We start from the raw sequence: 9,062 nt of genomic DNA, 5'->3' as shown, positions 1-9,062 counted from the left end.
TATTAAAAAAAGTCATATTAAATAATTTTATGCAAACAGCGTAGCAAAAGCTTCTTCGATTTTACCTACTAAAATCAATTTTATAGAGTGATTTTTCGAAGAAATTTTATTGTATTTAGAAGCTACAAAACTTCTGTAACCTAATTTTTCTGCTTCTATAATACGTTGATCTATTTTAGAAACGGGTCTAATTTCTCCTGCCAAACCAACTTCTGCAGCAAAACAAACATTTGGGTTAATGGCAATATCTTGGTTAGATGATAAAATGGCTGCAACCACTGCCAAATCAATGGCAGGATCATCTACATTAATGCCTCCTGTAATATTTAAAAACACATCTTTTGCCCCCAATTTAAAACCTGCTCGTTTTTCTAAAACAGCCAATAACATATTCAGTCTTTTTAGATTGTAACCTGTGGTAGAACGTTGTGGAGTTCCGTAAACTGCAGTAGAAACCAATGCTTGTATTTCTATCATTAAAGGTCTAACTCCTTCTAAGGTAGATGCAATTGCAGTTCCACTTAAATCGGCATCTTTTTTAGAAATTAAAATTTCTGATGGATTGGATATTTCTCTCAATCCGTTGGAAAGCATTTCATAAATCCCTAATTCTGATGTAGAACCAAATCTGTTTTTCTGACTTCTTAAAATTCTATAAGTATGATTTCTATCTCCTTCAAATTGTAAAACCACATCTACCATGTGCTCTAAAATTTTAGGGCCAGCAATGTTTCCTTCTTTGTTTATGTGACCAATTAATAAAACAGGCGTTGCAGTTTCTTTGGCAAATTTTATCAATTCTGCAGCCGTTTCACGAATTTGAGAAATGTTACCAGGAGAAGCTTCAATAGAATTTGTATGTAAAGTTTGTATAGAGTCTATGACCAAAACTTCTGGTTCAGTTTCTTCTATATTTTTAAAAATTTGCTGTGTATTGGTTTCTGTAAGAATTAAGCAATTAGAATTAATTCCCTCTAACCTTTCTGCACGCATTTTTATTTGAGATTGACTTTCTTCGCCTGAAACATACAATACTTTTTGGCTAATATTTAAAGCAACCTGTAATAATAATGTTGATTTTCCAATACCAGGTTCACCTCCTAAAAGTGTTACAGAACCTTTTACCAAACCACCCCCTAAAACTGTATCTAATTCGTTGTTATTGGTTACAACTCGCTCTTCAGGATTTAGAACAATATCTGTAATTTTTAAAGGTTTATTTATGGTTTGTTTTGCAGTAGTAGCTTGTTTCCAAACACGTTTTTCTTCTTTCTGAATAACTTCTTCTACAATGGTATTCCATTCTTTACAAGCACCACATTGCCCAACCCATTTGGCATGTTGTGTGCCACAATTTTGACAGAAAAAAGTTGTTTTGGTTTTAGCCATTTATATTGAGTTGAAAAGTTTGAAAGGACCAAAGTTACAAAGTAATATTTAAACTAGACTTTAAAATAAATATTCGGTTTTTCTAGAAGTTAGCAAACAGTTGCGTTAGCGATTGAATGGCATGTTTGAGCTCTTTTTTAGTTGTCAGTTCGAGTGAATTTGTGAAGAATGAACAAATTTGTATTGAGAACAAAACTAAAAAAAGCGAGTAATGAAAGCGCGACCTTTAGGGAACGCCCAAAGACTATTTTATTCTATTGTAGATTGGTAAAAACAAGAAAGATAACCCGCCAAAAACAACCATCATTGCTGTTTGCGTAGTCCACATAATCCAACCAAAAGCAGTTGCTGGTTCTGCAGAAACCTTAAACAAAGCAAAAGCACCAGCCACAGCAATAGGGTAAAGGCCAATACCTCCATTAGTTGCTGCAATACTTAAGCCACCAGCAATAAAGCCAATTAAAATACCTCCAAAAGGTACTTCTAAACCTTCTATAGCAGGTATTGTTGCCCAAAACATGCAAACGTACATTACCCAAATAAAAACCGTATGAAAAATAAAAGCCCATTTTTTTTTCATTCTAAAAATACTGGTAACACCCTCTAATAAGCCTGTAAAAAAGTTTTTAATTTTAAGTAAAAATCCAGATGATGCTTTTTTTACATATTTTGTAAAAACAATAAAACCAATTATTAAAAGTGTAAGAGCAATTGCTAATTTTAATGGGTCAAAATTTTTAAAAACAAGATTATATATAAAGTCAAATTCTATAAAGAGTGCAACAATAATAACGAGAAACATCATTATTAAATCTGCAATACGCTCTGCTACAATGGTTCCAAATCCTTTTTCGAATGGAATTTTCTCGTAATTTGTCATTACTCCAGCTCTAGAAACTTCTCCTGCTCTTGGTACAGCAAAGTTAACTAGATACCCAATTAAAACTGCCATAACACTGTTTAGAAATTTAGGTTTGTAGCCCATGGGTTCTAAAACAAATAACCACCTGTAAGCTCTAGATAAGTGACTTAAAACACCAAAGAAAAGGCCAAGGAATATCCAGCTATACTTGGCTTTTTTAAAGTATGTACCAAGTGTTTCTACTGAAATGTCTGAAAGAGAATACCAAACTAAAAAACCTCCCAACAAGAGAGGTAAAGTTATTTTTAAAATTTTTTTGATATTCAAAATTAAGTAAGTGTATTGTCTTTTTCGTTAGGAAAAACTAATGATGGTTTAAAGGTTTTGGCTTCTTCAAAATCCATAAAACCGTACACAATTAAAATTAAAACATCGCCAACAGCAACTCTTCTTGCTGCTGCACCATTCAATGTAATTTCTCCACTTCCTCTTGGTCCTGGAATTGCATAAGTTTCTAAACGTTCGCCATTATTGTTGTTTACAATTTGAACGCGTTCTCCTTCTATAATGTTGGCTGCATCCATTAAATCTTCATCTATGGTAATGCTTCCTATATAATTTAAATCTGCACCTGTAACTTTTACACGGTGGATTTTAGATTTTACTACTTGTACTAACATGCTGCAAAAATAGGGATTTTTTGATTACTATTTTTTTAAACGAATGTTATCTATCAATCTAATTTTTCCTGCAAATACCGCAATAAAAGCGCGATATTTTTTGCCAGATTCTTTTATTTCTGCTGTTTCTAGTGTTTTTTCTTCAGCAATGGTAAAGTACTCTAACTCCAATAAAGGTTGTTTTTTAAACTGATCTTTTACCCATTCATTAATTTCAGTTACATTTTTTGTGCCAAATTTTTTCTTTACTTTTTTTAAAGTTTTGTAAATAAAGGGTGCCACTTCTCTTTGTTCTTTAGACATACGAATATTTCTAGAACTCATTGCCAAACCATCTTCGTCTCTATAAATAGGGCAACCTTTTATTTTTACAGGAAGCCTATTTTTTTTCACCATTTTTTTTATGATTTGTAATTGCTGAAAATCTTTTTGACCAAAATAAGCCTTATTTGGTTGTACAATTTCAAAAAAAGTTTTAACTATAGTTGCCACACCATTAAAATGGCCATCTCTAAATTTTCCTTCCATTTGGTTTTCTAAACCATCAAAACTAAATGTTTCTGAAACAATATTTTCTGCATAAATTTCTTCTACGGAAGGCGTAAAAACAATATCGCAAGAAACAGTTTTTAACAATTTAATATCTTTTTCTAATGTTTTTGGGTATTTTTTTAAATCTTCTACATTATCAAATTGCGTCGGATTTACAAAAATACTTACCACAACAATATCATTTTTCTTTTTTGCAGTAGATATTAAAGACAAATGCCCCTTGTGTAAAGCACCCATTGTTGGTACAAAGCCAATAGATCTATTGTTGGCTTTATGCGTTAAAATACAGTTTATTAAGTCTTTCTTTGTGGAAAAAATATGCATCTTTAAGTTGTTGAAAATGTGTGCAAACTTACCATTTTAACACGATATTTGCATATTAATTTGTATTTTTGCAAATCTCACAAAAGAGTTTGATTTAATGAAGGACAAGAGAATACTATTTGTTTCGTCTGAAGTAGTGCCTTACTTACCAGAAACAGAACTATCGTCAACTGCATTTAATGCAGCAAAAAATGCACATTCTAAAGGAGTACAAACCAGAATTTTTATGCCACGTTTTGGTGTTATTAATGAAAGAAGACATCAGTTACATGAAGTGATTCGTTTATCTGGAATGAACCTTGTTGTAAATGATATGGATATGCCATTGATTATAAAAGTGGCTTCTATACCAAAAGAAAGAATGCAAGTTTATTTTATTGACAACGAAGAATATTTTAAAAGAAAAGCCGTTTTTACAGATGAAGACGATACTCTTTTTGAAGATAATGATGAACGTGCAATTTTCTTTGCAAAAGGCGTTATAGAAACTGTTAAAAAATTAAATTGGGCACCAGATATCATTCATGTTCATGGCTGGATGGCATCATTACTTCCACTTTATTTAAAAGAATTTTATAATGAAGAGCCTCTTTTTACAGAAAGTAAAATAGTAACTTCTATATATAATAAAGGTTTTGAAGGGAATTTAAATGAAGCCTTGGCAGATAAAGTTAAGTTCGATTTAAATGAAACAGAAAAAATATCAACAATAAAAATACCTAACCATACTAATATATTAAAAAGTGCCATAGAAAATTCTGATGCAATTATTTATGGTAGTGAAGATGTTTCTGAAGAACTAACTTCTTTTGTAGAAGAAAAAGAAATACCTGTTTTAGGGTTTCAAGAAGAAAATCTAAAAGAAAATTATTTAAATTTTTATGCTGACTTAGTGTCGGAAAATTAATTGGTTTATAGTGAAAAAAATTCTTAGAAAAAGCGCCTATTTAGGTGTATTAGTATTTGTTTTATCTGTTGTTATTTCTTGCGAAGAAGACTTTACAGATATTAAAAGCGGAGTAGTAAGTAATACAAAATTTCTTACCAAAGATACCATATTAGATGTTGTAGTTTCTAACGCAACTATAGAGAATGTTAGAGCAGATGGTTTGGCATTAACGTCATCGCCATTTTTTGGTTTTCAAGGGCAATATTTGTTAGGTACTTATATTAACGATGATTTTGAAAATATAGAAGCTTCTATCATTTCACAAGTTTTAATTAACACTAGCTTAGAGGTATCAACCTATAGCAACCCAGATAATTTAAGCTTTGAGACCTCTATAGACACAGCTTTTTTAAGGTTGCCTTATTATGCAACTTTAGAGTCTAATACAGATAGACCTGTGTATACATTAGATTCTATTGTAGGTAATAAAGAGTTGCCATTTACTTTAAATGTTTACGAATTAGAAACTTATTTAAACCGGTTAAATCCTGCTGATCCTACAAAAACCAATGTATTTCTCTCTGATGCAGATTATGCTTTAAAATCTACAACTTTAACAGAGGTTGCTGATATGGATTTTACTCCATCTCCAAACGATACTGCAGTTGTTATAAAAAGAAGAAATAGTATAGGAGAGTTGTTTGATACAGATACTATAAAATACACTTCTGGAGCAAATTCTGAGTTACCTTTACCTATGGCAATTATTCCTTTAAAAAAGAGTTTTGCTAAACAAATATTTGTAGATAATTACGATTCTCCCAATTTTGAGTCTCAACAATCATTTAATGATTATTTTAGAGGTATAAAAATAGAGGCGAAAGAAAAAAACCATGCTTCTGGAGAAAAAGGAGGCGCTTTAATCTCTTTTAATTTAAGAAACTCAAATGTACAAGCATCTACATCATCAATAGAAGTTTATTATACAAATACATACTTTAAAGCGAACAGTACAGAAATAGATACTGTAATAAAAGTAAATCATACTTTTCAATTAGGTGGTATAGCAAATAATAAATTTAATATGACCAACAGAACCTATCCTGTAACTAACGAAGTTAGATTGCAAGGAGCTGCAGGTTCAGAAGCAAGTGTAGAAATTTTAAACACTACTCAGTTAAACGAATTAAAAAATAAAAACTGGTTAGTAAATGATGCATCATTAACCTTTTATGTAAATAAAGACATAGATACAACTGCAGCACCAAGCAGACTGTATTTATATAAAAGAGGTATGGATAGTAATGGAAATCCAGTACAAAGCCATATTAAAGATGTTTTAACAGAAACTCCATTTTTTGGTGGTGATTTAGTAAGAGAAAACGGAACGATAGATCGATATAACTTTAGAATAACTGACTATGTATCAGATTTATTAAGTGGAGAAACTACTTACAACCCTCCTTTAAGACTTAGAGTTTTTAATACCTCAGATACACAGATAAACGATACGATTTATAGAAACTATAGTTGGAATCCAAAAGCAGTGTCTATTTTAAATGGAGACAAAGCTGCGAATGGAGAAACAAGAAGAGCCAAATTAAAAATTTCTTACACAGAACAATAATTAAAAAAACCATCAATCATAATTAATTAACCAAAACTTTAAAAAGAACTAATATGTGTGGAATTACAGGTTACATAGGTTTTAGAGATGCATACCCAATTGTTATTAATGGGTTAAAAAGACTTGAATATAGAGGGTATGATAGTGCTGGGATAATGATGTATGATGGAAGTGATATACATTTATCTAAAACTAAAGGAAAAGTTTCTGACTTAGAGGTTATCACAAATAAAGAAGAAGAAAGAAAGGTAGGTAAAATTGGAATGGGCCATACACGCTGGGCAACACATGGAGTACCAAATGATGTAAATTCTCATCCTCATTTTTCTGAATCTAATGATTTGGTAATTGTACACAATGGGATTATTGAAAATTACGATACGTTAAAAAAAGAATTAATATCTAGAGGATATACATTTAAAAGTGACACAGATACAGAGGTACTTGTAAATTTAATAGAAGAAGTAAAAAAACAAGAAAAATGTAAATTAGGGCAAGCAGTTCAGCTAGCTTTAAACAACGTAATAGGTGCTTATGCAATTGCTGTTTTTGATAAAACAAAACCAAACGAATTAGTTGTTGCAAGATTAGGAAGTCCTATTGCAATTGGTGTTGGAGAAAATAATAAGGAATTTTTTGTAGCCTCTGATGCATCACCATTTATAGAGTTTACCAAAGAAGCTATTTATTTAGAAGATGAAGAAATGGCCATTATCAAATTAGATAAAGGTATTAAGGTTAGAAAAATAAAAGACGACACTTTAGTAGATGCAAAAATACAAGAACTACAAATTAGTTTAGAGCAAATAGAAAAAGGTGGTTATGACCACTTTATGTTGAAAGAAATTCATGAGCAACCAAAAGCAATTGTAGATACTTACAGAGGAAGAATGTTGCCAGAAGAAGGCATTATTAAAATGTCTGGTATTGATGACCATCTTCAGAAGTTTTTAAATGCAGATAGAATTATAGTTATAGCTTGTGGTACTTCTTGGCATGCAGGCTTGGTTGGAGAGTATCTTATAGAAGATATGGCGCGTATACCTGTAGAAGTAGAATACGCATCAGAATTTAGATACAGAAACCCAATTATTACACCTAAAGATGTTGTAATTGCAATTTCTCAATCAGGAGAAACTGCAGACACTTTAGCTGCTATTAAATTAGCAAAGTCTAAAGGCGCATTTGTTTTCGGAATTTGTAATGTTGTTGGTTCGTCTATAGCAAGAGAAACGCATGCAGGTGCTTATACACATGCAGGGCCAGAAATTGGTGTTGCATCTACCAAAGCATTTACGACTCAAATTACTGTTTTGTCGTTAATTTCTTTAAAATTAGCAAAGTCAAAAGGTACTTTATCTGATTCTGCTTTTAGAATGTATTTGCAAAAAATGCAGTTAGTTCCTAAAAAAATAGAAGCACTTTTAAGTATAGATGATAAAGTAAAAGAAATTGCTTCAGTATATAAAAATGCAAAAAACTGTTTATATTTAGGTAGAGGATTTAATTTTCCAGTAGCTTTAGAAGGAGCCTTGAAATTAAAAGAAATTTCTTACATACATGCAGAAGGTTATCCTGCTGCAGAAATGAAACATGGGCCTATTGCTCTAATAGATGAAAACATGCCAATATTTGTAATTGCTACAAATAAAGGACATTATGAAAAAGTGGTAAGTAACATACAAGAAATAAAATCTAGAGCAGGTAAAATTATTGCTATTGTTACTGAAGGAGATACCCAAGTTAAAGAAATTGCAGATCATGTAATAGAAATACCAGAAACAGAAGAAGCTCTAACCCCGCTGTTAACCACAATACCTTTACAGTTGTTATCTTATCATATAGCTGTAATGTTAGGTAAAAACGTAGATCAACCTAGAAATTTAGCGAAATCAGTTACCGTAGAATAATAAATAAAAAACCAGCTTAAAAGCTGGTTTTTTATTTATTCTTGAACTAAAAAAGTAATGGGTAAACTGTAACTAACAGCTACTGGTTTTTCTCTTTGTTTACCTGGAGTCATTTTTGGTAAAGAACTTATAATTTGTTTTACTTTGGTTTCTAAAACAGGATGTGGTGCTCTTGCTTTTACATCTACAACGTTTCCTTTTTTATCTATCCTAAACACAACATATAAACGTTTTTTACCACTTGTTAGTCCTAATTCTTGAGATATGTTAGGGTCAAAATTTTTACCAAAAAACTTTGTTATTTTCTTTGTAAAACAATCTCTTAATTGCTTATTGTTTCCTTTACAACCAGGATAAACAGGTACACTTTCTATCATTATAAAAGGAATGTCCTCTTCAATCTCTTCAGTTTCTTCAATTTCTACAATGTCTCTAATTTCTACAACTACAGCATCAGTTTCATCAGTTTCGGTAGATTCAATAACAGTTTCTTCTACTTTTAACTCGTCTTCTACAATCTTTATTTTTTCTACAACTGGTGGTGATTGTTTTGGTGGAGGTGCAGTTTTAATTTGTACAATAGGGATGTCTTCCTTCATGTCTTCTGTCATGGTAAACTCTCCTAAACTTTGTAGATCGTTATTATCATAAGTTTTATGCTCTACCAAACTGTAAATAATAAAGAGTGTAAGTACCAAACCTAGCTCGAAAAAAATCTTGCTAAAGTTCTCCATCTGAAACTTTGGGTTTTTTTTAATTTGCATGATATACGTTTTATAGTTTCTAAAAAAATTAAACTATTTAAAAATAGTCTTGTCAATATCTTTAT

The 9,062-nt window shown here is 31.1% G+C and carries 8 protein-coding genes; 3 read left to right on the top strand and 5 right to left on the bottom strand.

Features of this window, described 5'->3' with window-relative positions; all coding sequences use genetic code 11:
- Positions 1-27: 27 nt before the first annotated feature.
- From radA to panC, 4 genes are all read right to left on the bottom strand, one after another.
- Positions 28-1,389 carry a DNA repair protein RadA gene (gene radA / locus ACTG3S_RS05400; RefSeq protein ID WP_439128345.1) on the bottom strand — a complete coding sequence of 454 codons (1,362 nt, stop codon included), beginning with the start codon at positions 1,387-1,389 and terminating at the stop codon, positions 28-30.
- A 244-nt stretch (positions 1,390-1,633) separates the two neighbouring features.
- A complete protein-coding gene (locus tag ACTG3S_RS05395) occupies positions 1,634-2,536 on the bottom strand; it encodes a lysylphosphatidylglycerol synthase transmembrane domain-containing protein (RefSeq protein WP_439128363.1) in 903 nt (300 codons plus the stop codon).
- Between the two features lie 44 nt (positions 2,537-2,580).
- The gene (gene panD, locus ACTG3S_RS05390) at positions 2,581-2,931 is read right to left on the bottom strand and encodes an aspartate 1-decarboxylase (protein ID WP_159950221.1); all 351 of its coding nucleotides are present in this window, start codon (positions 2,929-2,931) and stop codon (positions 2,581-2,583) included.
- 27 nt (positions 2,932-2,958) lie between these two features.
- Positions 2,959-3,807 (bottom strand): pantoate--beta-alanine ligase, encoded by an 849-nt coding sequence (gene panC, locus ACTG3S_RS05385; RefSeq protein WP_439128344.1) that lies wholly within the window; start codon positions 3,805-3,807, stop codon positions 2,959-2,961.
- Positions 3,808-3,904: 97 nt separating this feature from the next.
- On the opposite strand from panC, the gene ACTG3S_RS05380 reads away from it, so the two are divergent.
- From ACTG3S_RS05380 to glmS, 3 genes are read left to right on the top strand one after another with little or no spacing between them, the layout of a single operon-like run.
- On the top strand, positions 3,905-4,714 hold the full coding sequence (locus tag ACTG3S_RS05380) for a glycogen/starch synthase (protein WP_439128343.1): 810 nt from the start codon (positions 3,905-3,907) through the stop codon (positions 4,712-4,714).
- 10 nt (positions 4,715-4,724) lie between these two features.
- Complete coding sequence (locus tag ACTG3S_RS05375) at positions 4,725-6,323, top strand: DUF4270 family protein (RefSeq protein WP_439128342.1); 1,599 nt, start codon at positions 4,725-4,727, stop codon at positions 6,321-6,323.
- 53 nt (positions 6,324-6,376) lie between these two features.
- Complete coding sequence (glmS, locus tag ACTG3S_RS05370) at positions 6,377-8,233, top strand: glutamine--fructose-6-phosphate transaminase (isomerizing) (protein WP_439128341.1); 1,857 nt, start codon at positions 6,377-6,379, stop codon at positions 8,231-8,233.
- 35 nt (positions 8,234-8,268) lie between these two features.
- Here the strand turns inward: glmS and ACTG3S_RS05365 are convergent, their stop codons facing one another.
- Positions 8,269-8,997: an energy transducer TonB gene (locus ACTG3S_RS05365; protein ID WP_439128340.1), complete on the bottom strand. Its 729-nt coding sequence runs from the start codon at positions 8,995-8,997 to the stop codon at positions 8,269-8,271.
- Positions 8,998-9,062 lie beyond the last annotated feature (65 nt).

Source organism: Polaribacter sp., assembly GCF_965656025.1.
GTDB lineage: Bacteria > Bacteroidota > Bacteroidia > Flavobacteriales > Flavobacteriaceae > Polaribacter.
The sequence above is the reverse complement of the archived record's forward strand: the minus strand, read 5'-3'. Positions and strand labels throughout refer to the sequence as shown.